The organism is Sphingopyxis sp. Root154, from assembly GCF_001427105.1.
In the GTDB taxonomy this organism is placed as follows: Bacteria; Pseudomonadota; Alphaproteobacteria; order Sphingomonadales; family Sphingomonadaceae; genus Sphingopyxis.
This window is the reverse complement of sequence record NZ_LMGI01000002.1, coordinates 1,123,475-1,149,489: the sequence shown is the minus strand read 5'-3', so window position 1 is coordinate 1,149,489 and position 26,015 is coordinate 1,123,475. Positions and strand designations below refer to the sequence as shown.

Sequence of the window (26,015 nt, the reverse complement as noted above, 5' to 3'; positions counted from 1 at the left end):
GCCCTGTCCTACGCGCGAGCGCCGAAAAGGTGGCGGCCTATATCGCGCCGCCGCTTGTTCGCCGCACCGCCGCCCTGTAGGGCGCGAAAGATGGCGGGGCCGGTTTCCAAAGGACGACGGTTGATCAAATTCCTTTTCGTGCTGTTGCTGCTCGTGCTGCTGTTCGGCGGCGGCGCCAAGATGATCGTCGCGGGCGGCGCTAAGTCGCTGAACATGGCCGACCGGTTGCTCGGGCAGGGCGATGGCGCGCGATTGCTGCTGGGCGATCAGCCCTATGGCAACGGCCCGCGCCAGTCGCTCGACATCTGGATTCCCGAAAATGCCAAGGCGGACGACCGCCTGCCCGTGGTCGTCTTCTTCTATGGCGGTGGCTGGGACAGCGGCGAGCGGGGCAGCTATGGTTTCGCCGGCCGCGCGCTGGCGCGGCAGGGCTTCGTCGTGGTGATCCCCGACTATCGCCTCGCACCCAAAGCATATTGGCCCGACTTTATCGAGGACAGCGCGGCGGCGGTCGCGTGGACGCACGAGCATATCGCCAAACTTGGCGGCGACCCCGACCGGATCGCGCTGATGGGCCATTCGGCGGGTGCCTATAATGCCGCGATGCTAGCGCTCGACCCGCAATGGCTGCGCGCGGTGAAGAGCGACCCGTCGATCATCCGCGGCGTCGCGGGGCTCGCCGGACCCTATGACTTCCTGCCGCTCGAAAAGGGCGGCCGCGGCGACCGGGCGATGGGCAAGGTCAAGCCGATCGAGAAGACCCAGCCGATCCACTTCGCGCGCGGCGACGCGCCGCCGCTGTGGCTCGCGACCGGCGACGAGGATGACACCGTGCGTCCGCGCAACAGCCAGAACCTCGCCGCCGCGATCGAGAAGGCGGGCGGCCCGGTTACGCTCCGCGTCTACCCCGGCATGGGCCATACCGGCATCGTGATGGCGCTTGCCGCACCGTTCCAGAACAAGGGGCCGGTACTCGAAGAGGCGACCGACTTCCTGCGCGGCGTGACCGGCCGCCGCATTGCGCCCGCGTCGGAAGCGGCACAGTGAGCGCCCCGATCCCGGCGATCGTGCTCGCAGGCAGCCGGCCGGGCCCCGATCCGCTACTGACCGGTAGCGGCGTGTCGACCAAGGCGCTGCTGCCGATCGCGGGACAGGCGATGCTCGTCCATGTCGTGCGGGCGCTGCGCGCTTCGCCCGAAGTCGGTCCGATCACGATCCTCGCGCAGAACAGCGCCGAGCTCGCCGCCGAGCCGGGACTGGTGGGGCTCGCCGACCTGCATTTCGCCGATTCCGGGCAGGGGATCAGCAGCTCGCTTGCCGCCGCGCTGCCACCCGGGGACGACCCGTTGCTGGTGACGACGGCCGACAATGTCCTGCTCACGCCGACGATGATCGCCGAGTTTCTGGGCGCCGCCGAGGATAGCGACGTCGCGGTCGCGATGGTCGAACGCGACACTCTGCTCGCGCGCTATCCGCAGTCGAAGCGCACCTGGCTGAAATTTCGTGGCGGCTGGTGGTCGGGTGCGAACATGTTCCGCCTGCGTGGGCGCCGCGTGCTGCCGTTGCTCGATTTCTGGGGGCGCATCGAGCGCGACCGCAAGAAGGGGCTGAAGATCGTCGCCGCTTTCGGCCCGTGGCTCCTGATCGGCGCGCTGCTCCGCCTCTTCACGATTCAGCAGGGCGTCGCGCGCGCCGGGCTGCGTTTCGGCCTCAAGGCGAAGGTTGTGCCGATGTCCCAACCCGAGGCGTGCATCGATGCCGACAAGCCCGCCGACATCGAACTGATCGAAGCGATATTTGCCGCGCGGCGGCAAGGCGCTATAGGGCAGCCCCTATGACCATCGACAAAGCCATCATCCTGTCGGCCGGGCAGGGCTCGCGCCTGCTGCCGCTGACCCGCGACATCCCCAAATGCCTGATCGAGCTCAACGGCCGCAGCCTCATCAGCTGGCAGGTCGCGGCGCTCGTCGCGAACGGGATCAAGGATATCGTCGTCGTCACGGGCTTTCGCACCGAACGCGTCGAGGATCATGCGCTGCAGTTGTACCGTGACACCGGCGCGCGCATCCGCACCCTGTTCAATCCCTTCTTTCAGGTCGCCGACAATCTCGGCACCTGCTGGATCGCGCGCGAAGAGATGGACCGCGATTTCATCATCCTCAACGGCGACACCATCATCTCGGACGAGATCGTCGCGAAGCTGATCGCGGGCGCGAACGAGCCGATCAACGTCACCGTCGACGTCAAGGCCGACTATGACGATGACGACATGAAGGTGAACCGCGACGCCGAAGGCCGCCTGCATCACATCGGCAAGCGGCTGCTGCCCCCCGATACCAACGCCGAATCGATCGGCATGCTCGCCTTCGTCGGCGATGGCCCGTCGATCTTTCGCAATCAGGTCGACCAGATGATGCGCACCCCCGACGGGGTCGAGCGCTGGTATCTGCGCGCGATCGACATTATCGCCAAGGGCAACCGCGTCGGCACCGTGTCGATCGAGGGGCTCGAGTGGCAGGAAGTCGACTTCCCGCAGGACGTCGAAGCCGCCGACGTGCTTACTGCGAAATGGGCCGAAGAAGGCCGCTACGCAAAATAGGGTTTGAGCCAGCCGGTGAGCGCGGCGATCTGTGCGTCGTCGAGCTTCATCGCTTGCCCGAGATCGGGCTGCGCCGGCCAGCCCGCGTCGACGACTGTCAACCCCGCGCCCGAGCGTTCGCCGTCATAGCGCGGCAGGACGTGGAAATGAACGTGCGGGTCGACCATCATCAGCATCAGATAGTTGATCTTCGCATAGCCGACGGCCTGGCTGAGCGCGACTTCAATCGCTGCGGCGGCGATCTTGAGTTCGGTGTGCGCTTCGGCCGGCAAATCGCCGAACGCGGTCGCGTCCGATTTCGCCGCCAGCACCAGCGCGCCGAGCGTCGGCTGCGCGGGGCGGAGCAGCACGACCCAATGCTCATATTCGGCGATTAGTGTTGCGGGATAGCCGAATTTTGCGATCGTCTCGTTCATGCTTCTTCCATCCAGCTGACGATTGGGCGGCCCGACCGCTTCACGGCATAGGCCTGCACCAGCCGCACCGCATGGACGACCAGCGAGATGACGGTCCACCACGCCAGTGCGATCAGCCCGATGTCGGGGCGTCCCGCGAGCGTCGCGAAAAAGAGGATCGCGAAGTTCGGGTTGCGCCGCGCGGTGACGAGGCGGAAATCGCTGTCGAATTTCTGCCAGACATGGATGTCCATGCCGAAGTCCTTGATGAACAATCCCTCAATCACGCGCTGGAGGATGTAGCCCGCAACGACCGCGATCATGACCAGCAGGAAGGTCTGGTTCGACAGAGCGAGGCCCCAGCTGCCGAGCCCGACGCCCCAGAAATACCACCAGAAGGGCGGGTGGATCAGGTCGACACCATGGTCTGCGACATTGCCCCATTTCGACGAAGTGATCGTGCAGCGCGCAAGCTTTCCGTCGACGGTGTCGAGAACCATGAAGATGAAGCCCGCGAGCATGCCGGTCCAGTAATGGCCGTAGGCGAAGAGATAGGTCGCATAGATGCACAGCGCCGCGCCGATTGCGGTCACCATATTGGGCGTCATGCCGATGCTCGCGGCGCCGCGCGTCAGCCATAGCGCGAGTTCGGGCCACAGATATTTGGTGAGCGCATCGGTGACGCCCTTATAGGCGCCGAAATAGCTCTTCCGCTCGATCTCTCGTCGCGTCGCGGGCGTGAGTTCCCTGACGAAGGGCTGCTCGAGCTTGCGAAGCTGGCGATTATAGAGTTTGCGCCCGTCCGACAGATCGATGGCGGTGGCCGCCATCGGGTCGCTGCCGGCCGGGACCTGTCCGATCACGGGGGCGCCGCCCCAGGCGAAAACCGTACCTGGCTGTTCGATCACCCAGCGCAGCAGCATCGGGTCGAAGACATAAGCGAGGTTGAAGACCAGTTCATGGCCCGGCGCTATCGGCTTGCCGTCTTTTTCCGCCATGCGGCGGCAGCGCTCGGCGTTGGTCATCCCCCAGATCGAGGTGCTGTTTTCGCCGAGCAGGCGGATCGCCGCGCTCATCGTGGCGTCCTTGCGAAATCAAGGATGATGTCGGCCTGCCGTATCGAGGCGGGGATCGGGAATTGATCGATGGAATCGTGCATGGCGGCTTCCTGAGCATCAACAAAGGTCGGTTGCAAGTCCGCAGCCCGGGCGAGCGCGGCGGGGAGTTCGGCGATATCTTCGATGACCTGACCCAAATGCCAGTGCGCAAAGGCTGGATCGTCGCGCCACGCTAACCGGTCGAGGTTGAGGAAAATGCAGGGACGCGGGCGCAGGAGAAACTCGTAAACCTGGCTCGACACGTCGCCCAGATAGACGTCGGAGCTCAGCGTATAGCTCATGTCGATCGAACGGTGGCTGCCCATATCGACCCGGATATGCGCCGCCGGCGTCGTGATCGGCGGCATGCGCTGCGCCAGCTTCGTATGCGGCGCGATGATGACATTCCACCCCTCGAGCGCCTCGAGGGTGGCGAGCACTTCGGACCCGTGCGTCGGCCACGACGACAGCTTCGCATCGAAATGCGGATTGTAGAATAAGGTCGGCAGATCGTTGTCGAAATAACGCTGCCGCTCTGCGCATATTTCGAACTTAGCGTAGCCGCCCACGACGACATTGCCCGGTTCGGACAGCTTGTGTTCGATCATGCGCCGCCGATCCTTTTCGCCCGCGACGAGGGTCAGATCGATCAGCGCATGCCGCCCGCGATAGCCGCCCTCGCGGTCGCCCGCGCCATGCTTGATGACGACGATGCGCGATGAAAAACCCGGGACGCGTTTCAGCCACGCGCTGGAAATTTCGGTCGTGACCAGCACGGGAAAGCGGCGGATGGCGGAATAATTGAGCAGCAAGGTCGCAAGCCGCGACGGTTGGCGGAACAGCGAGTCGGGACCAAAGGGTGGCCGGCGCAGCAGCACGGATTCGAACCGGCCTTGTGTATCATAGCTGAGCACGAGATCGAGGATCTGGCGCGATGGTGACAAGATCGAAACCCTTACATCGTCGCGCCGCGCGAGCTCGAGCGCCGTCGGCAGCCAATGATAAAGCTGTTGCGCTTCGGCAATGGCAAGGAAGGCGATGGGGGTTGGCAAGCGAAACTCCGGTAGGGCGGATCGGGCGAAGGGAGGCGGCCGCATTCAGCCGGGTCCGGTGGTTGTTTCGAAATCCAGCGTCCGCCAGCCTTGCTGCGCGGCAAGACGGGCCAGATTGCGGCCGCGTCCCACCAGCCAGGATTCATTCGCCAGTGCAAAGGTCGGCGCGTCGCTCGGGTGGTCCGAATAAGCGCGGATATGCACCGCGCCGCCCGCGGCGTTCGCATCGAGCCACTCGGTGACGCGCCGCGCCTTTTCGGCGCCATAGCAATTTTCGCCATCTAGCAGCGGCAGCCAGCTGCCGTCGGAACCGCGCCGGTGGCGGGTCGCCACGATCGCGTCGAAGCCTAGCGCTTCGGCAATCGCACCGGCGTAGAATTCGGGCGCCGCGGTAGCCATTAGCAGGCGGTATCCCTCGGCGCGGTCGCGCGCGATACACGCCTGCGCCCCCGGCGGCACGTCGCGCGGTACCCGCCATTCGGCAAAGCGCGCCGCGAGGTCCGCCGCGCGCGTCGGCGAAATCTGTGGCCCCAACATCAGGCGAATCGCCGCCGGCTTGAACCGGTCGCGGCCATAGAGGCGCAGCGCATAGCCGATCATCAGCGCTGCGAGCGCCGGAAGCAACAGCATGCGCCACCGCGCCTCGCGCCACGCCGCCCACAGCAGGAACAGCGTGAAGGTCGGCTTGCGTAGCACCGTGCGGTCGAGGTCGTAGATCGCGACGCGGATGGGAACCACCTCGCTCATCGCTCGGCGGGTCCGATCAGGCGCAGCTTGCGCGCCGTCTTGCCGAGCGAAGCGCGGTCGGCAAGTGGCAGGGCAAAGCGCAGCGCAAGCCAGATGGCCGCGACGGCGATCAGCGCGAGCAGCGGCAGCGATATGGCATCGGGCAGCAGGTCCACGAATACAGCCGCTATACCTGCAACAAGGGTGATCGCAATTCCGCGCAAGGCCACCGCCGGAAATTGGGCGTCGAAGGGATGAAGCTTTTCGACGATTGCGAGCTGGAGCGTCGGGATGGCGGCCATGACGACAAGCCCGATCGCCGTCGCGAGCGTCACTCCGGTCAGTGGATCGAGATGCCCGACGATCAGCCATCCGGCACCCACGGCCACGGCGACGCCGAAGATGCTGGCGGTAAGTTGCTGGCGGAACGCGGCGACCACCTGCAGTACCGGGGCTGAAATGCCGAGCACCGCTTCTGCCGCGCGCGCGAGCAGCAGGATGACAAGTGCGGCTTGGGCCGCCTGCGCCTGATGTCCGAACAGGCCGAGCAACGACGCGCTGCCCGCAGCGAGCACGGCGGCGAGCGGAAGTGCGATCGCCGAGATCAGTCGCGTCGCATAAGCATAGATGTCGGCGACCTGCCGCCGGTCCTCGCGTTCGGCGCTCGCCGCCAATGGTGCCATCACATAGGTGAAGGCGATGCGCACAAGCTGGACCACGCTCGACAATTTTCGCGCGATCGTGAACAGGCCCGCCGCCGCCGCGCCCGCCGCGCCGGGGAGCAGCATGTTGAGGATGAGCGCGGGCGCATCGCCGAACAGCCGCGTGATGATGTTCGACGGCAGGATCGAAAGCCCCGCCCAGAAGGTGTCGCGCGTCGTGTGGGTGACCCAAGGCCCGCGCCACAGGTCGGCGAAGCTATAGTGGCGCGCGAGCAGCCGCACGCTGAGCGCCGCGGTTATCGCGAGCGAGCAAAGATGCGCAATAAACAGCCCCTTGAGGCCAAGCCCGCCGGCGAAAAACAGCCCCGCGAACACCAGCCGCAACATCTGTTCCCAGACGATCCGCAGCCGGATTTCGGCCCCGAATACCATACGTGCGCGCAGCGCCGACGTCGCGATCTCGACAAAGGCCCACAGCGGGAGCGCCCAGACGAAGATGCGGATCGCGGGGGTGACGAGTTCGCGGTCATGGTCCGCGACATTGAGTAGCGGCCCGAGGTCGGCGGCAAAGAGCGCAACGATGGCCGCGACGATGATACATGGACCGACACCGAAGATCATCGCGGTGCGCAGCGCCGCCGCAGCCTCGGCCTTGCCTGCCGATTGCGGCACGGTGCGCTGCATCGCGCTCGTCATGCCGAGATCGAAGATATTCTCGAGCAGGTTTACCGCAGCCCAAAGCACGGCATAGAGACCATAGCCGGCAAGGCCGAACATCAGGACGTAAAGCGGCTGCGCGACGATCTCGACCACGGCGCCTAGTCGCGCCAGCACGGTCGTGCCAAGCCCGCGTGCGACGCTGCGGCTGGTTACGGCGGGTTTGGCGACGTCTTCGCTCATCGTTGCCGCACCTAGCGGCTCGTCCGCCGTGCCGCCAGCGGCTTTCGTGCGCTCGCCCCCCTTCACCCCCTTGTCGACTCTGCCTTTCGGGTCTAGGCAGCGCCCAATTGCATAGGGAACCCCGCGATATGGCCCAATTTGTCCTGCCCAAGAACAGCCGCCCGCAAAAGACGGGCAAGGTCCACAAGGCCGATGGCGCCGCGGCGGTGAAGAAATTCAAAGTCTATCGCTACGACCCCGATAGCGGCCAGAACCCGCGTTTCGATACGTTCGAGATCGACACCGAAAAATGCGGCCCGATGGTGCTCGACGCGCTCATCAAGATGAAGAGCGAGCAGGATTCGTCGCTGACCTTCCGCCGTTCGTGCCGCGAGGGCATTTGCGGCAGCTGTTCGATGAACATGAACGGCAAGAACGGCCTCGCCTGCACGACCGCGATCGAAGATCTGAAGGGCGATATCACGATCACTCCGCTGCCCGCGATGGACGTGATCAAGGATCTCGTCCCCGACTTCACGCATTTCTATGCGCAATATGCGTCGATCGAACCTTGGCTGAAGACCAAGACGACGACGCCGAGCGGCAAGGAACGGCTGCAGTCGCCCGAAGAGCGCGAGAAGCTCGACGGGCTTTACGAGTGCATCCTGTGCGCCTGCTGCTCGACCAGCTGCCCCAGCTATTGGTGGAACAGCGACAAGTTCCTCGGCCCCGCGATCCTGCTCCAGGCGTATCGCTGGCTCGCTGACAGCCGCGACGAGATGACCGGCGAGCGGCTCGACGAGCTCGAAGATCCCTTCCGCCTCTATCGCTGCCACACGATCATGAACTGCGCCAATGCGTGCCCCAAGGGCCTCAGCCCCGCACGCGCGATCGCCGAGATCAAGAAGCTCGAGGCCGAGCGGCAGGTGTGAACGACGGGATCGAGGAGCCGAAGCGCCGGGACCATTTCAGCGCGGAGACGCTGAAGGATGGTTGGGTCAGCTGGAACCTCAAGGACCCCAGCCGCTTCAATGCCTTCATCGAACCGCTGACGGTCCGCGTCGAATCGCCAACCGCCGACGGCCGTCCGTGCGCAAGGGTGCGGATGCTGCCCGAGCGCAGGCACAGCAACCTCGGCGACAACGTCCACGGCGCGGTGACGCTCGCGCTTGTCGACATAGCGCTGTTCGCGGCCTCGCATCAGTTTGGCTCGCTCAATGCCGGCCATTCGGTGACGCTCGACCTGTCGACGCAATTTGTCGGCGCGGGCCGCGTCGGCGAGCCGCTCGATGCCGTGGTCGAGCTGGTGCGCGAGACCGGCCGGCTGATCTTCCTGCGCGGGCTCGTCGTACAGGGCGAGGGCGACAGCCATATCGTGCTGAGCTTCGCCGGGACGATCCGCAAGGCGAGCGCCAAGTGACCACCGTTCTTGCGGCCTATGACGCGCTTGTCGCGGCGGGCGAGCTTCGCCCCGATCCCGAGCAGCGCGCCGCCGCCGGGCGGCTGAACCGGCTGCAGGCCGAACTCGAAGCCGTGCCCAAGCGCGGCAGCCTGCTCTGGCGTCTTGCCGGCCGCAAGCCCGAGGCGCTGCGCGGCGTCTATCTGTGCGGCGCGGTCGGGCGCGGCAAGTCGATGCTAATGGACTTGTTCTACGACCAGCTCACCATCCAGCGGAAGCGGCGCGTCCATTTTCATGCGTTCATGCTCGACGTCCATGCGCGGATGCGCGAGGTCAGGAAGAGCGAGAGCGGCGATCCGATCCCGCTCGTCGCCGATGCTCTCGCCGAAAATACGCGCTGCCTCGCGTTCGACGAAATGGTGGTTAACAACAGCGCCGACGCGATGATCCTCTCGCGCCTGTTCACCGCGCTGATCGACCGAGGGGTGACGATGGTCGCAACGTCGAACCGGCCGCCGAAGGACCTCTACAAGGACGGGCTCAACCGCGAACATTTCCTCCCCTTCATCGCGCTCGTCGAGGAAAGGCTCGATGTGATGGGCCTCAACGGCCCGACCGATTATCGTCGCGACCGGCTGGGCGACGGCGCGCGCTGGTTCGTTCCTGCCGACGATGCGGCGAGCGCGGCGCTGTCGGCCGCCTTCTTCCGGCTCACCGACTATCCGCCCGAGGACCGCGCGCATGTCCCGACGCTCGAGCTCGACGTCGGCGGCGGGCGGTTGCTGCACGTGCCGAAAGCCTTGAAGGGAGTCGCGGTTTTTTCGTTCAAGCGGCTATGCGGCGAGGCGCGGGGGGCATCGGACTATCTCGCAGTCGCGCGGCATTTCCACAGCGTGATCATCGTCGGCATCCCGCGCATGGGGCCCGAAAACCGCAATGAGGCGGCTCGCTTCGTCACGCTAATCGACGCGCTCTACGAATATAAGGTCAAGCTGCTCGCGAGCGCGGCGGCGATGCCCGATCAGCTCTATATCGCGGGCGACGGCGCGTTCGAATTCGAGCGGACAGCGAGCCGCCTCGCCGAAATGCAGTCGGACGATTATCTCGACCTAGGCCACGGCCAGGACGACACCGCTGGCAATCTTTCCCCATCGTGACGAATTGACCGTCACAGAAATGAGGTCGCGCACATAACGCACCTCGTGCGCGAGATGGCCGATACCCTGCTCGATCGTGCGGCGCAGCGTCCGCAGCGGCTTGGGTGCGGCGAGTCCGATCCGCGCGGGGCGTTCGGGTGGTCCGGGCAGCGTCGCGAAGCCGCCGCTCGTCACCCGCGCATCGTCCGCGACCGCGCGGCACAGCGCCTCCATCCGCGAAATCGCCAGGCCGTTGGGAACCTCGCGGTCGCGGCTCAGCAGTTCGAAGCTGTGGCTGAACGCCGAAAACTGGATCGCGCCGCTCGCTGCGCTATGATCCAGCGCGTCGCGCATTTCCTCTTCGGACATCGCGCAAAGCTGGGCAGGGCGGAAGCGGCTGGCGCGGTCCATCAGCCCGCTGACCGGCACTTCGCAGACGCCATGGTGGATGCGCATGCCGAGGTTGCCGGGGTCGAGCGAGATGTCGCAGCCATGGCCCTGATACGCGCCGTTGAAGCTGCTGTCGAAGCGGAAGCCGAGGGCGGCGAGCGCGCGCAACGTGTTGTCGTTCGCGCCGAAATTGCCCGCGCGAAAGGCGGTTGGTTTCGGTGCGCCTGCCCCCACGAGAATGTCGCGGGCGAGCGCGATCAGCTTCTTTTGCGCAGCGAGCGGGAAATCGCCGATATTGCGTCCGGTCAGCCGCCCGACCGGGTTGAAGCGCGCGAAGGCGAGCCATTCGGTGTGGATATGAACCTGAACCTCGTGCCCGCGCGTGACGACCGGCCGGACGATCGCGTCGATCACCTCGGGGCCATAGACCAGCGCGGGCATCGGATCGATGAAGAACACGCCGGTCAGGCCGTGGCGTTCGAGCATGTCCATCTGGAAATGGATGCCAAAGTCGCCATCGCGGCAGCGGCCGAGGATCGAGCTTTCGAAATTGGCGCGCGCGTCGGCGCCGCGCTGGTAAAGGCCGGCCGACAATTCGGTGTCGAAGCTGATGATTGCCCGGGTCATTGTTCCCGCGCGTAGCATGGCAGCGATAAGGGAGAGTTAACCGATTCCTGCGCGATCGCCGCGAAGGCGGGGCCGCGGCCGCTTCGCGCTTGTCACATCGCGCGCTTATTCGCATCTGGAGACCATCGCGCAAGGCGACTTATAGTTATTGCGAACTATTAGCAAAGAAAGCCTGTTTTTCGTCCTTTTCGCGGTTGTTTCGTTAAGGGAATCGGCGTAGGGGCGTCGCCAGTCTTGGGACCGGAGCGGAGCTTTAGCCCGTGCTCCCGCCGGTCTGTGAACCAATTGCCGGGCTTGCCAGGAAGGGAGTGCCGCGCGCCATGGGACGCAAGAAGATCGCTTTGATCGGAGCCGGGAATATCGGCGGAACGTTGGCGCTGCTCGCCGCGCAAAAGGAACTCGGCGACGTCGTCCTGTTCGACGTCGTGGAAGGCGTGCCGCAGGGCAAGGCGCTCGACCTGTCGCAGGTTGGCCCGATCGCGGGCTTTGACACGAAGATCACCGGCACGAACGACTATGCCGACATCGCCGGCGCCGACGTCATCATCGTCACCGCCGGTGTCGCCCGCAAGCCGGGCATGAGCCGCGACGACCTGCTCGGCATCAATCTGAAGGTCATGAAGGCCGTCGGCGAAGGCATCAAGGCCAACGCCCCCGACGCGTTCGTCATCTGCATCACCAACCCGCTCGACGCGATGGTGTGGGCGCTGCGTGAATTCTCGGGTCTGCCGCATAACAAGGTCGTCGGCATGGCCGGCGTGCTCGATTCGGCGCGCTTCAGCCACTTCATTGCCGACGAATTCGACGTGTCGGTGAAGGATGTGAACACCTTCGTGCTCGGCGGCCACGGCGACACGATGGTTCCCGTCGTGCGTTACTCGACGATCAACGGCATCCCCGTCCCCGACCTTGTCAAGATGGGCCTGTCGAGCCAGGACAAGATCGACGCGATCGTCAAGCGCACGCGCGGCGGCGGCGGCGAGATCGTCGCGCTGCTCGGCACCGGCTCGGCTTTCTATGCGCCGGCAGCCTCGGGCATCGCGATGGCCGAAGCCTATCTGGGTGACCAGAAGCGCATCCTGCCCTGCGCCGCCTATGTCGACGGCCAGTACGGCCTCGATGGCCTGTATGTTGGCGTGCCGGTGCTGATCGGCGCGAACGGCGTCGAAAAGATCGTCGAAATCGAACTCGACGATGAAGACAAGTCGGGCCTGCAGGTCTCGGTCGACGCGGTCAAGGAACTGCTCGACGCGTGCAAGGCGCTGGATCCCAGCCTCGCGTGATCCCTTTTGGCTACGCCCGGCGCTTGGCGTCGGGCGGGCGGGCTCTCCCCAGGAGAATTAGAATATGTCCATCCTCATCGACAAGAATACCAAGGTCATCACGCAAGGGATGACCGGTGCCACCGGCACCTTCCACACCGAACAGGCGCTCGCCTATGGCACGCAGATGGTCGGCGGCGTGACGCCGGGCAAAGGCGGTACGACGCATATCGGCCTGCCGAACTTCAACACCGTTGAAGAAGCCAAGGCCGCGACCGGCGCGACCGCGAGCTGCATTTACGTGCCGCCGCCGTTCGCCGCGGACTCGATCCTCGAGGCGATCGACGCCGAGATGGAACTGATCGTGTGCATCACCGAGGGCATCCCGGTGCTCGACATGGTCAAGGTGAAGCGCGCGCTTTCGGGTTCGAAGTCGCGCCTGATCGGCCCGAACTGCCCCGGGGTGCTGACGCCCGGCGAATGCAAGATCGGCATCATGCCCGGCAGCATCTTCTCGAAGGGCAGCGTCGGCGTCGTCTCGCGCTCGGGTACGCTCACCTATGAAGCCGTGTTCCAGACGACGAACGTCGGCCTCGGCCAGACGACCGCGGTCGGCATCGGCGGCGACCCCGTCAACGGCACCAACTTTATCGACGTGCTCGAACTCTTCCTCGCCGACGAAGCGACCAAGTCGATCATCATGATCGGCGAAATCGGCGGCGACGCCGAGGAGCAGGCGGCGCAGTTCCTGATCGACGAAGCCAAGCGCGGCCGCAAGAAGCCGATGGCCGGCTTCATCGCGGGCCGCACGGCGCCTCCGGGCCGCCGCATGGGCCACGCCGGCGCGATCGTGTCGGGCGGCAAGGGCGACGCCGAGAGCAAGATCGCCGCGATGGAAGCTGCGGGCATCAAGGTGTCGGCGAGCCCGTCGGAACTCGGCTCGACCCTCGCCGAAGTGCTGAAGGAACGCGTCTGACCGGACGGCCCGCCGGCGCCCTTTGCCGGCGGGCCTCCGCTCCCCATATAAAACCCACCCCTACCTCCCCGTGGAAAAGCAGATGAACCTCGAACGACAAAGCTTCGACATCGACGAGCCGCAGGCCGGCCCGAGCTGGGCGCCGAAGAACTGGCCCCAGATCGACAGCGACGACCTGACCGCCGCGCTCGACCCGCAGCAGATGCAGGTCGCGGTGAAGGCCGCCGCCGCCAAGGCGGGCGCCCCCTTGTCGAACGCCGAAGTCGAACGCGCCGCCGACGATTCGATCCGCGCGATGATGCTGATCCGCACCTATCGTGTGCGCGGTCATCTTGCTGCGAACCTCGACCCGCTCGGCCTCAGCCAGCGCGAGCTGCCCGCCGACCTCACGCCCGAATATCACGGCTTCGTTGGCGCCGATCTCGACCGGCCGGTCTGGCTCGGCGGCGCGCTCGGCCTCGAACGCGCGACGGTGCGCGAGATCGTTGGGATCCTGCGCGCCAATTATTGCGGCAATGTCGGCCTCGAATATATGCACATCGCCGACATCGAGGAGCGGCAGTTCCTGCAGGAACGGATGGAAGGCGCCGACAAGATCATCGAATTTTCGGTCGAGGGCAAACGCGCCATCCTGAGCAAGGTGATCCAGGCCGAGGAGTGGGAGAAATTCCTCGCGCGCAAATATGTCGGCACCAAGCGCTTCGGCCTCGACGGCGGCGAAAGCATGATCCCCGCGATGGAAGCGATCATCAAATATGGTGCGCAGTATGGCGTGCGCGAGATCGTCTATGGCATGGCGCACCGCGGGCGTCTCAACATGCTCGCGAACGTCATGGCGAAGCCATACAAGGTGATCTTCCACGAATTTTCGGGCGGCAGCGCCAACCCCGACGATGTCGGCGGTTCGGGCGACGTCAAATATCACCTCGGCACCTCGACCGACCGCGAATTCGGCGGCGCGTCGGTGCATATGTCGCTCGTTCCGAACCCGTCGCACCTCGAAGCCGCCGATCCGGTCGTGCTCGGCAAGGTGCGCGCGCAGCAGGTTGTGCGCGACGACCTTGAAAAGCATGAGCAGGTGCTGCCGGTGCTGATCCACGGCGACGCGGCCTTCGCGGGGCAGGGGATCGTCTGGGAATGCCTCGGCTTCTCGGGCATCCGCGGTTATAACACCGGCGGCTGCATCCACTTCATCGTCAACAACCAGATCGGTTTTACGACCAGCCCGCAGTTCGCGCGCTCGTCGCCCTATCCGTCGGACGTCGCAAAGGGTGTGATGGCGCCGATCCTGCACGTCAACGGCGACGATCCCGAAGCCGTGACCTTCGCCTGCAAGCTCGCGATCGATTTCCGCCAGCAGTTCAAGCGCGACGTCGTGATCGACATGTGGTGCTATCGCCGCTTCGGCCACAACGAGGGCGACGAACCGTCGTTCACCCAGCCGCTCATGTACGGCGTCATTCGCCAGCATCCGCCGGTGTCGCAGCTTTGCGCCGCGAAGCTGGAAGCCGAAGGCGTGGTCGATGCGGGCTGGGCTGATGCCCGGCGCGCCGAATTCGTGGCGCGGCTCGAAGAGGATTTCGAAGCGGCGAAGAGCTACAAGCCGAACAAGGCCGACTGGTTCGCGGGCCGCTGGTCGGGGCTCCACGCCCCCGCCGATCCCGAAAATGCGCGCCGCAATATCGCGACCGGCGTTTCGGACAAATTGTTCGATTCGATCGGGCGCACGCTGACGACGATCCCCGCCGACGTCGAAGTTCACAAGACGCTCCGCCGCGTGATCGACGCGCGCGGTGCGATGTTCGCCGACAAGGGCGACGGCGAAGTGTTCGACTGGGCAACCGCCGAGAGCCTCGCTTTCGGTACGCTGCTCAGCGAAGGCTATCAGGTCCGCCTGTCGGGTCAGGATTCGGGGCGCGGCACCTTCAGTCAGCGCCACGCCGTCTGGGTCGACCAGAAGACCGAGGACAAATATGTCCCGCTCACGACCGTGCCGCACGGCCGGTTCGAGGTGCTCGACAGCCCGCTCTCCGAATATGGCGTGCTCGGCTTCGAATATGGCTATGCGATGGCCGATCCGAAGAGCCTCGTGCTCTGGGAAGCGCAGTTCGGCGATTTCGCCAACGGCGCACAGATCATGATCGATCAGTTCATCGCATCGGGCGAAGCCAAGTGGCTGCGCGCCAACGGTCTCGTGCTGCTGTTGCCGCATGGCTATGAAGGACAGGGGCCGGAACATAGCTCGGCGCGCCTCGAACGCTTCCTTCAGCTCTGCGCGGGCGACAATATCCAGGTGTGCAATATTTCGACGCCGTCGAACTATTTCCACGTCCTGCGCCGCCAGATGCTGCGCCCGTTCCGCAAGCCGCTGGTCATCATGACGCCGAAGTCGCTGCTCCGCCACAAGCTCGCGGTGTCACAGCGTTCGGACTTCATCGGCGACGCGCATTTCCGCCGCCTGATGTCCGACCGCACGCCGCCCGCGGACAAGGACGTCAAGCGCGTCGTCCTCTGTTCGGGCAAGGTCGGGTACGACCTGATGGAAGCGCGCGATGCCGCGGGCCTCACCGACACGACGGTCGTCCGCCTCGAGCAGATCTATCCCTTCCCCGGTGAACCGCTCGCGGTTCGTCTGAAGCGGATGCCGAACCTCGAAGAGGTGGTCTGGGCGCAGGAAGAGCCGCGCAACAATGGCGCTTGGTTCTTCGTCAACGAGCTGATCGAGGACGCGCTGACCGAGGCGGGCAAGAAGGGCATGCGGCCGCGCTATGCCGGCCGCGCCGCCGCGGCGTCGCCCGCGACGGGCCTGATGAGCCGTCACCAGACCGAACAGTCGGCGCTCGTCGCCGACGCGCTCGGCCTTTCGGTTCGCGCCGAAATCCGCCGTGCGAAGAACAAAGCTTAAGCCCCAAGGAACTGCACCTATGAGCACCGAAGTCAAAGTCCCCACGCTGGGCGAAAGCGTCACCGAAGCGACGATCGGCGAATGGCTGAAAAAGCCTGGCGAAGCCGTTGCGCTCGACGAGCCGATTGCGAGCCTCGAGACCGATAAGGTCGCGGTCGAAGTGCCGTCGCCCGTCGCAGGCGTGATGGGCCAGCAGCTCGCCGCGGTCGGCGATACGGTCAATGTCGGCGCGGCAATCGCGACGATCGAAGCGGGCGGTGCCGCTGCCCCGGCGCCTGCCGCTGCCGCTGCCGCTCCTGCTCCTGCTCCGGCACCGGCTGCCAAGGCCGAAGCTGCTGCTCCCGCGCCCGCCGCAACCGCAGCTCCGGCCGCCGATGGCGTCGACACCGTCACGACCATGTCGCCCGCGGTGCGCCGCCTCGTGCTCGAGCATGGCGTGGACCCGACGAAGATCCAGGGCAGCGGAAAGGATGGCCGTCTGACCAAGGAAGATGTGCTTGCCGCCGCCAACAACGCGCCGGCTGCCGCTCCCGCTCCGGCGGCTGCTGCCGCCGCGCCCGTCGCCAGCGGTGCGCCGGGCCGCCATGAAGAGCGCGTGAAGATGACGCGCATGCGCCAGACGATCGCGAAGCGGCTGAAGGCGGCGCAGGACACCGCCGCGATGCTGACGACGTTCAACGATGTCGACATGTCGGCGGTGATGGCGACGCGCGACAAATATCGCGAAAGCTTTGAAAAGAAGCATGGCGTCCGCCTCGGCTTCATGAGCTTCTTTACCAAGGCAGTGGCGCTCGCCGCGCATGATATCCCCGCGGTGAACGCGCGGATCGACGGCGACGAAATCGTCTATCACGACTATCTCGACGTGTCGGTCGCGGTCAGCGCGCCGAACGGCCTCGTCGTTCCCGTCGTGCGCAACGCCGACAGCCTGTCGTTCGCCGACATCGAAAAGGCGATCGCTGACCTCGGCAAGCGCGCCAAGGACGGCACGCTGACGATCGACGACATGACCGGTGGCACTTTCACCATCTCGAATGGCGGCGTGTTCGGCGGTCTGATGTCCACCCCGATCATCAACCCGCCGCAGTCGGCGGTGCTTGGCCTCCATCGCATCGAGGATCGCCCGGTCGTCCGCAACGGCGAGATCGTGATCCGTCCGATGATGTATCTCGCGATGAGCTATGACCACCGCCTGATCGACGGCCGCGAAGCGGTGACTTTCCTCAAGACGATCAAGGAAGCGATCGAGGATCCGACGCGTCTGCTGATCGATCTTTGATCCGATGATCCTCCTCTCTGCCCGACCGATTCTGGCCTTCGCCGTCGCCGCTGCCCTTACGGGTTGCAGCGAGGGCGAAAGCCGCATGCAGAAAGGGTTCGAGGACGGGCTCAAGGCCAGCTTCGTCGAAAGCTTCGGCGAGACGTGCCGCACGGCGGCCGAGGGTAGCGGGGCGCCGGCTGACCTGACCGCCAAGGTGTGCAAATGCACGGCCGACGAATTGATCAAGAAATATAGCGCATCGGACCTGATCGGCCTGTCGCCCGAAATGGCGGCGCCGGTTATGAAACAATGCGCCGCGAAATCCGGGCTGCCCGTTTGAGCGGATTCGCTCGTTGACGGTGCCAGGCAGAAAATTGAGGTAGATTGAACATGGCTGATTACGACTACGACGTCCTTGTCATCGGTTCGGGCCCCGGCGGTTATGTCGCGGCGATCCGCGCGGCGCAGCTCGGCCTGAAGACCGCGTGCGCCGAAGGGCGCGAGACGCTGGGCGGCACCTGCCTCAACGTCGGCTGCATCCCGTCGAAGGCGATGCTGCACGCGTCGGAATATTTCGACGCCGCCGCCAATGGTTCGATGGCGAAGATGGGCATCAAGGTGAAGCCCGAGCTCGACCTGCCGACGATGCACGGCCAGCGCATCGACGCGGTCAAGGGCCTGACCGGCGGCATCGAATTCCTGTTCAAGAAGAACAAGGTCGACTGGCTGAAGGGCTATGCGCAGTTCACCTCGAAAGACAGCGTCGAGGTCGCGGGCAAGACCTATCGCGCCAAGAATATCATCATCGCGACCGGCTCGTCGGTGACCCCGCTTCCGGGCGTCGAAGTCGATAACGACAAGCAGGTGATCGTCGATTCGACCGGCGCGCTCGAACTCGCCAAAGTGCCGAACCATCTGGTCGTCATTGGCGGCGGCGTGATCGGGCTCGAACTCGGCAGCGTGTGGCGCCGCCTCGGCGCCAAGGTCACCGTCGTCGAATATCTCGACCAGATCCTGCCCGGCATGGACGGCGACGTCCGCAAGGAAGCGAACAAGATCCTCAAGAAGCAGGGCATGGAATTCAAGCTCAAGACCAAGGTCACCAAGGCCGACGTCAAGGGCAAGAAGGCCGTGCTGACGCTCGAACCCGCGGCGGGTGGTGACGCCGAAACGCTCGAAGCCGACGTCGTGCTAGTGTCGATCGGCCGCCGTCCGAACACCGACGGCCTCGGCCTCGACAAGGCGGGCCTCGCGGTCAACCAGCGCGGCCAGATCGAAACCGACCATGATTTCAGCACGCAGGTCCCCGGCATCTGGGCGATTGGCGACGTCATCCCCGGCCCGATGCTCGCGCACAAGGCCGAGGACGAAGGCATCGCCTGCGCCGAGAATATCGCCGGGCTGACCGGCATCGTGAACCACGACGTCATCCCGTCGGTCGTCTATACCTGGCCCGAAATCGCTGGCGTAGGCCTGACCGAAGAGCAGGCGAAGGAAAAGGGCGAGGTCAAGGTCGGCAAATTCCCGATGATGGCGAACAGCCGTGCCAAGACCAACCACGAGCCCGACGGCTTCGTGAAGGTGATCGCTGATGCCAAGAGCGACCGCGTGCTCGGCGTGTGGTGTATCGCCAGCGTCGCCGGCACGATGATCGCGCAGGCCGCGCAGGCGATGGAATTCGGCGCGACGTCCGAAGATATCGCCTACACCTGCCATGCACATCCGACGCATAGCGAAGCGATCAAGGAAGCTGCGATGGCGGTGACGGGCAAACCGATCCACATCTGAGACGGATAAATGGGGGAGAGAACATGGCGAAGCATTGGCTCTGGGCAGGGGCTTTGCTGGCTCTCTCCCTCACTGCGACCGGCGCGCAGGCGGCACCCGATCTTGTCGCGGCGAACGCGCGGCTGACCGCGCTGCTCGACAAGAATTATCCGGCGCTCGACGCGCTGTACAAGGATCTGCATCAGAATCCCGAACTCGGGCTGCAGGAGGTGCGCACCGCGGGCATCCTCGCGCAGCATCTCCGCAAGGCGGGTTTCACCGTGACCGAGAAGGTTGGCGGCACCGGCGTCGTCGGCGTGCTCAAGAATGGCGAGGGCCCGACGATCCTCATTCGCGCCGACATGGACGCGCTGCCGATGGAGGAAAAGACAGGGCTCGCCTGGTCGAGCAAGGCGCGCGCGACCTATGAGGGCAAGGATGTGCCCGTCATGCACGCGTGCGGGCACGACACGCATGTCGCCTATCTCGTTGGCGTCGCGCAGGGGCTTGCCGCGATGCGCGACAGCTGGTCGGGCACGGTGGTGCTGATCGGCCAGCCCGCCGAAGAGATTTTGAAGGGCGCGAAAGCGATGCTCGACGACGGGCTGCTGACGCGCTTTCCGAAGCCCGATTACGGCTTCGCGGCGCATGTGCTGAACGGCCCGACGGGGACGGTCGCGATCAAGGCGGGAACCGCCTTCTCGGCGTCGGACAGCTACTCGATCACCTTCCACGGCCGGGGCGGGCACGGTTCGATGCCTCGATGGCGCTCGACCCGATCCCGATCGCGGCGCGCTTCGTTACCGACGTGCAGACGGTGATCAGCCGCGAGAAGGATCCCAATGCCTTTGGCGTGCTGACGATCGGCGCGATCAATGCGGGCAGTGCGCCCAACATCATTCCCGACAGCGCCGAGGTGAAGGTCAACATCCGCTCGCTGACCCCCGAGGTGCGCCAGCTGCTGCGGTCGGGCGCCGAGCGTTCCGCGAAGGCGGCGGCGATGATGGGCAACGCGCCCGAACCGACGATCACCTATCTGACCGGCACCGCGAGCCTCGTGAACAATGAATCGATGGCGGCGAACGGCTTTGCAACATTGAAGCCGGTGTTCGGCGAACGCCTGTTCTTCGCGCCGGCGAGCGCCGCGCCGGTATCGGCGAGCGAGGATTATTCGGAGTTCGTCGATGCGGGCATCCCGTCGCTCTATTTCGCGATTGGCGGTTACGATCCGGCGGTGCTCGCCGACCTGAAGGCGAAGGGCCAGCCGGTGCCGACGAACCATTCGCCCTTTTTCGCGCCCAAGGCCGAGCCGGTGATCCGGAACGCCGTCGCCGCGATCGTCTTATCGGTCATCGGCGGCGTGCGCCCCGACGCCAAATAGGGCTTTCAGCTGGCCATCATCGCCTGCCATCGGCGCTGTGCTTCTTTGCTCCACACGCCGCCGGGTGACGGGTAGAAATCCGTAAAGACCTTTGCGTCGTTGGGCAGGACGACCCATGGCTGTTTGCTGCGTGTGAAGATATGAACATCGGGCGGACATCGGTCCGGTTCGTCGAGCGTGCCGACACGGACGAAGGAAGAGCGACGGCCCGCGCTGGGATAATGGCTCCACAGCGCAATCCGGCAGGTCGGACAGCGGACGATCTCCTGCCCCCGGCCGCTTTCCGACGGTGTCATTATGTAATCGAGCGTCCCTTTGGCTTCGACGCGGTCGCTTTCGATCACGGCGTTGATCACGAAGGCGCTGCCGGTCTCGCGCTGGCACCAGCGGCAATGGCAGCAATGGACGATCATCGGTGCCGATGTCAGCCGGTAGCGAACTGCGCCGCAAGTGCATCTGCCTTCCATGGCCGCCTCCTCTCCATTGTGCCGTATCGCGCGCGATGATAGCCCGGCGCGCGATGGATACACAAACCCTCGTCCGCCTGCTCGACCTCGTCGGTATCGGTGTCTTCGCGCTGTCGGGTGCGCTGATGGCGGTACGGCTGCGCCAGACGCTGGTGACCGCCGCCTTCTTTGCGCTGGTCACGGGTGTCGGCGGGGGCAGCGTGCGCGACCTGCTGATCGGCGCACCGGTGTTCTGGGTGCAGGATGGCGCGATCGCGGCGGTGTGTATCGCGATTGCGATGGTCGTCTGGCTCACCCCCGAACGCTGGTGGCAAGGGCAGTTGCTCGAATGGGCCGATGCGGTGGGGCTCGCCGCCTATGCGGTGTTCGGCACGGCCAAGGCGCTGGCGTGGGGCGTGCCGCCCGTGCCCGCGCTGATGATGGGGGTGATCACCGGCTGCGTCGGCGGTACGATCCGCGACATCCTGGCGGGTGTGCCGTCGATCATCATGCGGCCCGAAGTCTATGTGACCGCGGCGGCGCTGGCGTCGGGATTGTTCCTGCTCCTGCAATGGCTGGGGACGGGGACGCCCATTGCGGCCGTTGCGGGCGCGGTCGCGGGCTTCATCCTGCGCGGCGCGGCGATCCACTGGTCGCTCGCGCTCCCCACCTACCGCGGTCCCAAAAGCGGATAGGCTTGCCAAATCGCGAAACTCTGTCAGTTTCGCCTTATGAACAGTGATGTCAGCACCATTGCCCGCCGCGTGCGGGACCAGGCCGACGCCTTGCCCGACCTGTTCGGCCGTTTCGATTTCGACAAGGCGCCCGAGCGCTGGGCGCCTGAGGCCGACGCGGTGAGCGAACTCAGTCGCGTCCGCAGCATCGACCGGGCCGCCTATCTCGATGACCCCGACCTGCTCGGCCGCATTCGCGAATATACGATGCTCGGCGACCGCACGGGCGACGCCTATGCCGCGCTGATGCCGCGCCTTGGGTTCCAGCAGACCGTCGCGATGCTGATCGAGGCATGCGACAGGGGCATCGATGCGGTGGAAGACGCGCCGCCCGAGCTCGCGGCGCTGATCCGCGAGATGGAGCAGAAGCCCGACTGGCTCGACATGACATTGGTCGAAGAAGGCGCTGCCTATGAACGCAACGCCACCGCGAACCTGTCGCCCTTCCTGATCCGCGGGGCGTTCATCGCGACTTTCCTCAACAAATATTCGGCGCTGCCGATGGCGCTGACCGGAACGCTCGGTCAGGCGACCGCGGCGCGGCGGGTGAAGGAAACCGCGACCTTCTTTGCCACCACCGCGCTCCCCGGCGCGCTCGATCGCTTCGGGCCCGGCTTCAAGGCCGCGGCGATGGTGCGGCTGATGCACTCGATGGTGCGCGTCAACGTGCTGTCGCGGCCGGGCATGTGGGACACCGAAACCTATGGCATGCCGATCCCGCAGCTCGACCAGATGCCCGCGGGGCTGATCCCCGTCTATTTTCTGTCGCAGGAGGTGCTTGCGAAGGGCCGCACGAGTTTCACCCGGCTCGAACGCGCGCGCGTCGAGCTGGCGCGCTATCGCTGCTACCTGCTCGGGCTGCCCGAGGATCTGCTCGCCGACACGCCGCAGGAGATCGTCCGCATCTGGCGCACGCGCAGCGCGACGCTCCGCTACGAATATGACGACGTGGTCTGTGGCGGGCTGCTCCGCGCGACGATGGACGCCGAACTGTCGAAAGACATGTCGCCCAAGGGGCAGGTCAAACGCCGCCTCGAATATTCGGTCAGCCGCGTCTTCTTCGTGAAGGCCTTCCTTGCCGGCGACGAGGAACGCGCGGCGAATGTCGGCGTGCCCGTAAACCGCCGCGATCATCTCATCTATGGTGCGACGATGCTCGGGATTGCGGGGCGCATGGCGGCGTACCGCGTCGCCTCGCGCCTGCCCGTGATCCGTCATCTTGCCGACCACCGCCTCGTGCGCCGGATCGAGCGCCAGCTCGACGATTATGGGCGCGCCGAATTCACCTCGAACGCCGCCAATTACAAACCCGCCACGGCGGGTTGATCCGTTCTCCAGCCAAGGGATTTTCATGCAGACAGAACAGGCGGCCGTTAACGGCATCAGCATCACTTATGAGGACAAGGGGCCGAAGAACGCACCGGTCGTATTGCTGGTGATGGGGCTGGGCGGGCAATTGACGCTGTGGCCCGACGAGTTCGTCGATGCGCTGAACGAACGGGGTTTTCGCACGATCCGTTACGACAATCGCGACGTTGGCCTGTCGACTCGCTTCGAGGCGGCAGGGGTGCCGAACGTCAAATGGATGATCGTCAAATCGGTGATCGGGCTGCCGATCCGGCCAGCATACACGCTTGCCGATATGGCAGCCGACGGCATCGGCCTGCTCGACCATCTGGGCATCGAACGCGCGCATGTCGTCGGTGTGTCGATGGGCGGGATGATCGCGCAGCATATCGCCGCGCGCTATCCCGAACATGTACTGTCGCTGACGTCGGTGATGTCGACGACGGGCAACCGCCGCCTGCCGCGCGCGCGGAAGGAGGCGATGCAGGTGCTCGCGAACCGCCCGATGAACGGCGACAAGGAGGCGCTGATCGCTTATTCGGTCAATGCCGCGCGCGTGATCGGCAGTCCCGGCTATCCGTCCGCCGAAGATCGGCTGCAGCGCCGTGTTCGCGCCGACTTCGAACGCGGCTGGTATCCGCAGGGTGTCGCGCGCCAGATGGCGGCCATCGTTGCCGATGGCGACCGGCGGGAATTGCTTAAATCGGTGAAGGCGCCGACGCTCGTCATCCATGGCGAGGACGACCCTCTGGTGCCGCTCCCCGGCGGGCGCGATACGGCCGAGAATATCGCGGGCGCGCAACTGCTGACGATTCCCGGTATGGGCCACGACCTGCCGCTCGGGCTGGTCGACACGATGGCCGATGCAATTGCCGAGCACGCAAAACAGGTTGCCGTCCCGGCGTAAGCTCTCCTCTCCCGCTTGCGGGAGAGAGGATCCTTATTTCAACAACAGCGCGATCGTCGCAAAGAAGCCCTTAGCTTCGGCCTGGCCCGGCCGTGGCACCGCGGGCAGATAGGCGCGGCAGTCGAGACACGACGCCTGCACCGACCCGGCCTGCGTCAGCATCGTCAGATCCTGTATCAGCCGCCGTTCGGTCAGCTGGCGGTTCATCGCCGCGATGCCGAACCAGCCGCGCGGCAATGCCGCACTTTCCTTTTCGGCGCCCGACCAGCTTGCAAGCATCTTCGAAAACTCGCTCGGCTCGTCCTCGAAATATTTGGCGTGGAAATCCCCGTCGACCTTCGCGAGCTTCGCCGCAGCTTTCAGCGCGTCGGGCAGGCCGCCGAACTGGTCGACGAGGCCGATCTGGCGCGCAGTGCCGCCCGCCCACACGCGCCCTTCGGCGATCGTGCGGACTTTCTCGATCGGTTGTTTGCGGCTTTTCGCGACAAGGCCGGTGAAGCGGCCATAGATGTCCTCGACGCTCGCCTGCGCCAGCGCGTTGAACTCGTCGTTCACCCCGCCGAACACGTCGGGCTGGCCCGACAGCGGCGTCGTCGCGATGCCGTCGGCGTTGACCCCGATCTTCGCGAGCGCCTGATCGAAGCTCGGCAGAATGCCGAACACACCGATCGATCCGGTGATCGTCTCGGGCTCGGCAAAGATGCGGTCGGCAGGGGTCGATACCCAATAGCCGCCCGACGCCGCGACATTCGCCATCGAGACGACGATCGGCAGCTTCTTCGCCTTCGCGGCGAGCAGCGCCTGCCGGATTTCTTCAGACGCCAGCACCGACCCGCCGGGCGAATCGACGCGGAGGACGATCGCCTTCACGCTGCTGTCGGTCGCGGCGTCGAGGATATGCTTCGCGATGGTTTCGCCGCCCGCGACGCCGCTCGGCGCTTCGCCATCGACGATTTCGCCGACGACGGGAACGACCGCGATCACGCTGCCGTTCGTTGCGGGCGGATTGGCGGCGACCCAGTTTTCGAGCGGGATTGCGTTATATTCCCACGGCTTGCTGTCGTCGGCCGCGCCGCTGAGCTCGGCGACGCGGCGGTTGAACGCCATGCGGCTGCCGACCTTATCAACAAGACCCGCATCGACCGACGCCTTCGACAGATCGTTGCCCGCCGCGCGCACCGCACCTGCGGTATCGGCGATAAAGGCGTCGAGATTCGCCGCCGGGCGCGCCTTTTTGACGTCGGTCAGCCAGTTTTCCCACAGCACGCTGGCATAAGCGAGGTCGGCTTCCTTCGCTTCGGGCGACTGGTCAGTGCGCAGGAAGGGTTCGACCGCGCTTTTGAAGGTGCCGACGCGGTAGATATGCGCGGTAACGCCGAGCCGGTCCATCAACCCCTTGTAATAGAGGCGCGATCCGCCCGGTCCGGCGATCGCGACGCCGCCGATGCCGTCGGCCCAGATTTCGCTCGCGTGCGCCGCGACCTGATAGCTGTCGGTCGTGTAGGCGGTGGCGAAGGCGAGCACGGGCTTTTCCTTCGCGCGCACCTTGTCGACCGCGGCGCCGATTTCGGCGAGCGACACCTGTCCGCCGCCGAGGAAGCGGTCGAGGTCGAGCACGACCGAGGTCACCCGCTTGTCGTCGGCGGCGACCTCCAGCGCGTGGACGACGTCGCGCACGCGGATTTCCTTGAGCTGCGCGCCGCCCGACAGCGCGGCGAGCGGGTCGACTTCCGAAGGCTGTTCGCTAACGATGCCGTCGAGTTCGATCAGCAGGGCGCCCTGGCTGACCGGCAGCCCGGTATTGGGGCGGCCCGAAAGCAGGCCGAACAAGGCAACGAAGAAGAGCAGCAGGAAGATCAGCGCGAGCGCGTCCTTGATCCCGACGAGCAGGTGCCAGACCTTACGCGGAAAGCTGGTGGTCGATTTGGGCTTTTCCTCGCCCGGCAGCGGCCGGCGCACGGGGATTGCCCAGGGGCCGGCGGGATCGTTGGGTGTGTTCGCGGTGGTATCGGTCATGCCCGCAAACCTAGGGATGCGGCTCGCCCTTGGCAATGCACGCTTCGACAG

At 65.4% G+C, this 26,015-nt stretch carries 25 protein-coding genes; 17 read left to right on the top strand and 8 right to left on the bottom strand.

The window, feature by feature from the left end; translation table 11 throughout:
* The first annotated feature begins 120 nt into the window (after window positions 1–120).
* The 3 genes from ASD73_RS11160 to ASD73_RS11150 are packed head-to-tail and all read left to right on the top strand — an operon-like array spanning window position 121 to window position 2,599.
* On the top strand, window positions 121–1,047 hold the full coding sequence (locus ASD73_RS11160) for an alpha/beta hydrolase (protein ID WP_056372314.1): 927 nt from the start codon (window positions 121–123) through the stop codon (window positions 1,045–1,047).
* Window positions 1,044–1,838, top strand: a complete 795-nt coding sequence (locus ASD73_RS11155; protein ID WP_056372312.1) for a nucleotidyltransferase family protein — start codon at window positions 1,044–1,046, stop codon at window positions 1,836–1,838. The genes ASD73_RS11160 and ASD73_RS11155 overlap by 4 nt, the downstream gene beginning before the upstream one ends.
* Window positions 1,835–2,599 carry a phosphocholine cytidylyltransferase family protein gene (locus ASD73_RS11150; RefSeq protein ID WP_056372310.1) on the top strand — a complete coding sequence of 255 codons (765 nt, stop codon included), beginning with the start codon at window positions 1,835–1,837 and terminating at the stop codon, window positions 2,597–2,599. The genes ASD73_RS11155 and ASD73_RS11150 overlap by 4 nt, the downstream gene beginning before the upstream one ends.
* On the opposite strand, the gene ASD73_RS11145 is transcribed toward ASD73_RS11150, so the two are convergent.
* From ASD73_RS11145 to ASD73_RS11125, 5 genes are read right to left on the bottom strand one after another with little or no spacing between them, the layout of a single operon-like run.
* Window positions 2,587–3,015, bottom strand: a complete 429-nt coding sequence (locus tag ASD73_RS11145) for an HIT family protein (protein ID WP_056372308.1) — start codon at window positions 3,013–3,015, stop codon at window positions 2,587–2,589. The two genes, ASD73_RS11150 and ASD73_RS11145, sit on opposite strands and share 13 nt — an antisense overlap.
* Window positions 3,012–4,070, bottom strand: a complete 1,059-nt coding sequence (locus tag ASD73_RS11140) for a CDP-alcohol phosphatidyltransferase family protein (protein WP_056372305.1) — start codon at window positions 4,068–4,070, stop codon at window positions 3,012–3,014. Before ASD73_RS11140 ends, ASD73_RS11145 begins: the two co-directional genes overlap by 4 nt.
* Window positions 4,067–5,143: a hypothetical protein gene (locus ASD73_RS11135; protein WP_056372303.1), complete on the bottom strand. Its 1,077-nt coding sequence runs from the start codon at window positions 5,141–5,143 to the stop codon at window positions 4,067–4,069. Before ASD73_RS11135 ends, ASD73_RS11140 begins: the two co-directional genes overlap by 4 nt.
* A 45-nt stretch (window positions 5,144–5,188) precedes the next feature.
* A complete protein-coding gene (locus ASD73_RS11130; protein ID WP_056372301.1) occupies window positions 5,189–5,890 on the bottom strand; it encodes an HAD-IB family phosphatase in 702 nt (233 codons plus the stop codon).
* The gene (locus tag ASD73_RS11125; RefSeq protein ID WP_056373529.1) at window positions 5,887–7,431 is read right to left on the bottom strand and encodes a lipopolysaccharide biosynthesis protein; all 1,545 of its coding nucleotides are present in this window, start codon (window positions 7,429–7,431) and stop codon (window positions 5,887–5,889) included. The genes ASD73_RS11130 and ASD73_RS11125 overlap by 4 nt, the downstream gene beginning before the upstream one ends.
* 128 nt (window positions 7,432–7,559) lie before the next feature.
* Between ASD73_RS11125 and ASD73_RS11120 the strand changes: the two genes are divergently transcribed.
* Genes ASD73_RS11120 through zapE form a run of 3 tightly spaced genes read left to right on the top strand, consistent with a single transcriptional unit; the run spans window position 7,560 to window position 9,966 of the window.
* A complete protein-coding gene (locus tag ASD73_RS11120; protein WP_056372300.1) occupies window positions 7,560–8,342 on the top strand; it encodes a succinate dehydrogenase iron-sulfur subunit in 783 nt (260 codons plus the stop codon).
* Window positions 8,339–8,830 (top strand): PaaI family thioesterase, encoded by a 492-nt coding sequence (locus ASD73_RS11115; RefSeq protein WP_156377359.1) that lies wholly within the window; start codon window positions 8,339–8,341, stop codon window positions 8,828–8,830. Before ASD73_RS11120 ends, ASD73_RS11115 begins: the two co-directional genes overlap by 4 nt.
* Window positions 8,827–9,966 (top strand): cell division protein ZapE, encoded by a 1,140-nt coding sequence (gene zapE, locus ASD73_RS11110; RefSeq protein ID WP_056372297.1) that lies wholly within the window; start codon window positions 8,827–8,829, stop codon window positions 9,964–9,966. Before ASD73_RS11115 ends, zapE begins: the two co-directional genes overlap by 4 nt.
* Here zapE and ASD73_RS11105 read toward each other — a convergent pair.
* Window positions 9,919–10,962: a polysaccharide deacetylase family protein gene (locus tag ASD73_RS11105; protein WP_056372295.1), complete on the bottom strand. Its 1,044-nt coding sequence runs from the start codon at window positions 10,960–10,962 to the stop codon at window positions 9,919–9,921. The genes zapE and ASD73_RS11105 overlap by 48 nt on opposite strands.
* A 320-nt stretch (window positions 10,963–11,282) precedes the next feature.
* Between ASD73_RS11105 and mdh the strand changes: the two genes are divergently transcribed.
* The 8 genes from mdh (at window position 11,283) to ASD73_RS23205 (ending at window position 20,514) form a co-directional block, all read left to right on the top strand.
* Window positions 11,283–12,245: a malate dehydrogenase gene (gene mdh, locus ASD73_RS11100; protein ID WP_056372293.1), complete on the top strand. Its 963-nt coding sequence runs from the start codon at window positions 11,283–11,285 to the stop codon at window positions 12,243–12,245.
* 64 nt (window positions 12,246–12,309) lie between these two features.
* Window positions 12,310–13,200, top strand: a complete 891-nt coding sequence (gene sucD / locus ASD73_RS11095; RefSeq protein WP_037517798.1) for a succinate--CoA ligase subunit alpha — start codon at window positions 12,310–12,312, stop codon at window positions 13,198–13,200.
* Window positions 13,201–13,282: 82 nt separating this feature from the next.
* Window positions 13,283–16,105, top strand: coding sequence for a 2-oxoglutarate dehydrogenase E1 component (locus tag ASD73_RS11090; RefSeq protein ID WP_056373526.1), 2,823 nt, complete (start codon window positions 13,283–13,285; stop codon window positions 16,103–16,105).
* Between the two features lie 19 nt (window positions 16,106–16,124).
* Window positions 16,125–17,384 carry a 2-oxoglutarate dehydrogenase complex dihydrolipoyllysine-residue succinyltransferase gene (gene odhB / locus ASD73_RS11085; protein ID WP_056372292.1) on the top strand — a complete coding sequence of 420 codons (1,260 nt, stop codon included), beginning with the start codon at window positions 16,125–16,127 and terminating at the stop codon, window positions 17,382–17,384.
* Between the two features lie 85 nt (window positions 17,385–17,469).
* Complete coding sequence (locus tag ASD73_RS11080; protein WP_056376035.1) at window positions 17,470–17,706, top strand: hypothetical protein; 237 nt, start codon at window positions 17,470–17,472, stop codon at window positions 17,704–17,706.
* Window positions 17,707–17,756: 50 nt separating this feature from the next.
* Window positions 17,757–19,154, top strand: coding sequence for a dihydrolipoyl dehydrogenase (gene lpdA / locus ASD73_RS11075; RefSeq protein ID WP_056372288.1), 1,398 nt, complete (start codon window positions 17,757–17,759; stop codon window positions 19,152–19,154).
* 23 nt (window positions 19,155–19,177) lie between these two features.
* Window positions 19,178–19,954 carry an amidohydrolase gene (locus tag ASD73_RS23210; RefSeq protein WP_235534341.1) on the top strand — a complete coding sequence of 259 codons (777 nt, stop codon included), beginning with the start codon at window positions 19,178–19,180 and terminating at the stop codon, window positions 19,952–19,954.
* Window positions 19,897–20,514 carry a peptidase dimerization domain-containing protein gene (locus ASD73_RS23205; RefSeq protein WP_235534337.1) on the top strand — a complete coding sequence of 206 codons (618 nt, stop codon included), beginning with the start codon at window positions 19,897–19,899 and terminating at the stop codon, window positions 20,512–20,514. The genes ASD73_RS23210 and ASD73_RS23205 overlap by 58 nt, the downstream gene beginning before the upstream one ends.
* Before the next feature lie 5 nt (window positions 20,515–20,519).
* On the opposite strand, the gene ASD73_RS11065 is transcribed toward ASD73_RS23205, so the two are convergent.
* Window positions 20,520–20,981: a GFA family protein gene (locus ASD73_RS11065; RefSeq protein ID WP_056372286.1), complete on the bottom strand. Its 462-nt coding sequence runs from the start codon at window positions 20,979–20,981 to the stop codon at window positions 20,520–20,522.
* A gap of 53 nt (window positions 20,982–21,034) precedes the next feature.
* Here ASD73_RS11065 and ASD73_RS11060 point away from each other — a divergent pair, with 53 nt between their 5' ends.
* From ASD73_RS11060 to ASD73_RS11050, 3 genes are read left to right on the top strand one after another with little or no spacing between them, the layout of a single operon-like run.
* Entirely contained in the window at window positions 21,035–21,655 is a 621-nt protein-coding gene (locus tag ASD73_RS11060) for a trimeric intracellular cation channel family protein (RefSeq protein ID WP_056372285.1), read from the top strand.
* A 36-nt stretch (window positions 21,656–21,691) separates the two neighbouring features.
* Window positions 21,692–23,020: an oxygenase MpaB family protein gene (locus ASD73_RS11055; protein WP_056372283.1), complete on the top strand. Its 1,329-nt coding sequence runs from the start codon at window positions 21,692–21,694 to the stop codon at window positions 23,018–23,020.
* A 25-nt stretch (window positions 23,021–23,045) separates the two neighbouring features.
* Window positions 23,046–23,948 (top strand): alpha/beta fold hydrolase, encoded by a 903-nt coding sequence (locus ASD73_RS11050; RefSeq protein WP_056372280.1) that lies wholly within the window; start codon window positions 23,046–23,048, stop codon window positions 23,946–23,948.
* Window positions 23,949–23,981: 33 nt separating this feature from the next.
* On the opposite strand, the gene sppA is transcribed toward ASD73_RS11050, so the two are convergent.
* Window positions 23,982–25,964: a signal peptide peptidase SppA gene (sppA, locus tag ASD73_RS11045; protein ID WP_082521490.1), complete on the bottom strand. Its 1,983-nt coding sequence runs from the start codon at window positions 25,962–25,964 to the stop codon at window positions 23,982–23,984.
* Window positions 25,965–26,015: the final 51 nt, after the last annotated feature.

Bases quoted from the DNA above. Each gene is read 5' to 3' on its own strand.
- sppA (WP_082521490.1), bottom strand. From the start codon at position 25,964: ATGACCGATACCACCGCGAACACACCCAACGATCCCGCCGGCCCCTGG.
- ASD73_RS11120 (WP_056372300.1), top strand. From the start codon at position 7,560: ATGGCCCAATTTGTCCTGCCCAAGAACAGCCGCCCGCAAAAGACGGGC.
- sucD (WP_037517798.1), top strand. From the start codon at position 12,310: ATGTCCATCCTCATCGACAAGAATACCAAGGTCATCACGCAAGGGATG.
- ASD73_RS23205 (WP_235534337.1), top strand. From the start codon at position 19,897: ATGGCGCTCGACCCGATCCCGATCGCGGCGCGCTTCGTTACCGACGTG.
- ASD73_RS11065 (WP_056372286.1), bottom strand. From the start codon at position 20,981: ATGGAAGGCAGATGCACTTGCGGCGCAGTTCGCTACCGGCTGACATCG.
- ASD73_RS11050 (WP_056372280.1), top strand. From the start codon at position 23,046: ATGCAGACAGAACAGGCGGCCGTTAACGGCATCAGCATCACTTATGAG.
- odhB (WP_056372292.1), top strand. From the start codon at position 16,125: ATGAGCACCGAAGTCAAAGTCCCCACGCTGGGCGAAAGCGTCACCGAA.
- ASD73_RS11140 (WP_056372305.1), bottom strand. From the start codon at position 4,070: ATGAGCGCGGCGATCCGCCTGCTCGGCGAAAACAGCACCTCGATCTGG.
- ASD73_RS23210 (WP_235534341.1), top strand. From the start codon at position 19,178: ATGGCGAAGCATTGGCTCTGGGCAGGGGCTTTGCTGGCTCTCTCCCTC.
- ASD73_RS11125 (WP_056373529.1), bottom strand. From the start codon at position 7,431: ATGAGCGAAGACGTCGCCAAACCCGCCGTAACCAGCCGCAGCGTCGCA.
- ASD73_RS11060 (WP_056372285.1), top strand. From the start codon at position 21,035: ATGGATACACAAACCCTCGTCCGCCTGCTCGACCTCGTCGGTATCGGT.
- mdh (WP_056372293.1), top strand. From the start codon at position 11,283: ATGGGACGCAAGAAGATCGCTTTGATCGGAGCCGGGAATATCGGCGGA.
- ASD73_RS11105 (WP_056372295.1), bottom strand. From the start codon at position 10,962: ATGACCCGGGCAATCATCAGCTTCGACACCGAATTGTCGGCCGGCCTT.
- ASD73_RS11145 (WP_056372308.1), bottom strand. From the start codon at position 3,015: ATGAACGAGACGATCGCAAAATTCGGCTATCCCGCAACACTAATCGCC.
- ASD73_RS11055 (WP_056372283.1), top strand. From the start codon at position 21,692: ATGAACAGTGATGTCAGCACCATTGCCCGCCGCGTGCGGGACCAGGCC.
- ASD73_RS11090 (WP_056373526.1), top strand. From the start codon at position 13,283: ATGAACCTCGAACGACAAAGCTTCGACATCGACGAGCCGCAGGCCGGC.
- ASD73_RS11080 (WP_056376035.1), top strand. From the start codon at position 17,470: ATGCAGAAAGGGTTCGAGGACGGGCTCAAGGCCAGCTTCGTCGAAAGC.
- ASD73_RS11130 (WP_056372301.1), bottom strand. From the start codon at position 5,890: ATGAGCGAGGTGGTTCCCATCCGCGTCGCGATCTACGACCTCGACCGC.
- lpdA (WP_056372288.1), top strand. From the start codon at position 17,757: ATGGCTGATTACGACTACGACGTCCTTGTCATCGGTTCGGGCCCCGGC.
- ASD73_RS11150 (WP_056372310.1), top strand. From the start codon at position 1,835: ATGACCATCGACAAAGCCATCATCCTGTCGGCCGGGCAGGGCTCGCGC.